Source organism: Pseudomonas sp. JV245A (assembly GCF_032424515.1).
GTDB classification, from domain to species: Bacteria; Pseudomonadota; Gammaproteobacteria; order Pseudomonadales; family Pseudomonadaceae; genus Aquipseudomonas; species Aquipseudomonas protegens.
In genome coordinates, this window is record NZ_VYKE01000373.1 from 1 (window position 1) to 1,364 (window position 1,364).

Annotated in this window: 1 protein-coding gene; it reads right to left on the reverse strand. The window is 69.6% G+C overall.

The window, feature by feature from the left end:
* Positions 1-99: 99 nt before the first annotated feature.
* Positions 100-1,364 (reverse strand): (2,3-dihydroxybenzoyl)adenylate synthase (locus tag F6S12_RS31740; RefSeq protein ID WP_315869858.1); only part of this gene is annotated, 1,265 nt, incomplete at its 5' end.

Sequence of the window (1,364 nt, forward strand, 5' to 3'; positions counted from 1 at the left end):
AACGGCAACAGCCCCACCAGCGCCGCCAGGGCCTGCAGCAGCATGGCCGCCAGCAGGCGCCCGCGCACCGGGTGCAACAGGTCGCAAAGTCCTTGTCGTTCAGCCACGGGCGCCACTTCCCTCCAGGGGTTCGGCCTGGGCGCCGAAGTACAGGGCCTGGATCGCCTCGCGCAGGTGCTTGCGGCTGACCTTGCCGACCCCGGTCTGGGGGAAGGCCGGGATGAACTCGAAGCGGTCCGGCAGCTTGAACGCCGCCAGGCCCTGGGCCCTTAGGTGACGCAGCAGTTCCGGGGCCCGGGGCGCGGTGCCGCGGGGGATGACGAAGGCGCAGGTGCGTTCGCCCAGGAAGGCATCAGGCATCGCCACCAGGGCGATGTCGGCCACCGCCGGGTGGCTGAGCAGCAGGTTTTCCACTTCTTCGGCAGCGATCTTTTCGCCCCCGCGGTTGATCAGGTCCTTGTCGCGCCCTTCCACCATCAGGTAGCCGTCGGCGGTGAGCATGACCCGGTCGCCGGTGCGGTAGAAACCATCGGCCGTGAAGGCCTGGGCGTTGTGCTCGGGGTAACGGTAGTAACCGCGGATGGTGTAGGGGCCGCGGGTCAGCAACTGCCCCACCTGCCCCACCGGCACCGGTTGCTCATGCTCGTCCACCACACGAATTTCGTCCGCCGGCGACAGCGGCCGGCCCTGGGTGTGCAGCACCCGCTGTGGCGGGTCCTCGGGGTCGGTGTAGCAGATCAGCCCCTCGGCCATGCCGAACACCTGCTGCAGGCGGCAGCCGAGCACCGGTTCGATGCGCCTTGCGGCCTCGTAGCTGAGTTTGGCGCCGCCCACTTGCAGCAGTTGCAACGGCGCCAGGCCACGCCCACGGGCCTGGGCCGCTTCCAGCCAGACCAGGGCCAGGGGCGGCACCAGCGCGGTGTGGGTCACCCCCTGGCGCTCGATCAGTTCGAAGCAGACTTCCGGGCTCGGCGAGGGGCTCAGCACCACCCGCCCGCCCACCGAAAAGGTGCCGATGAACCCTGGGCAGCACATGGGAAAGTTGTGCGCCATGGGCAGCGCCACCAGGTACACGCTGGCCTCGGACAGGCCACAGCGCTCGGCACTGGCCCGCAGGTTGTAGAGGTATTCGTGGTGCCGGCGCGGGATCAGCTTGGGCACCCCGGTGGAGCCGCCGGAGAGCTGGAAACAGGCCACCGCGTCGGCGCTGGGGGGCAGGAAGGTGCGCGCAGGCGCCGGCTCATACAGGCTGTGCAAGGCCGTGAATTCCTCGGCCTCGCCGGCGACTACCACCCACTCCAGCTGCGGGTTGCGGTCCTTGAGGTCGCGGGCCATGGCCCGATAGTCGAAGCTGGCGTCCCGGT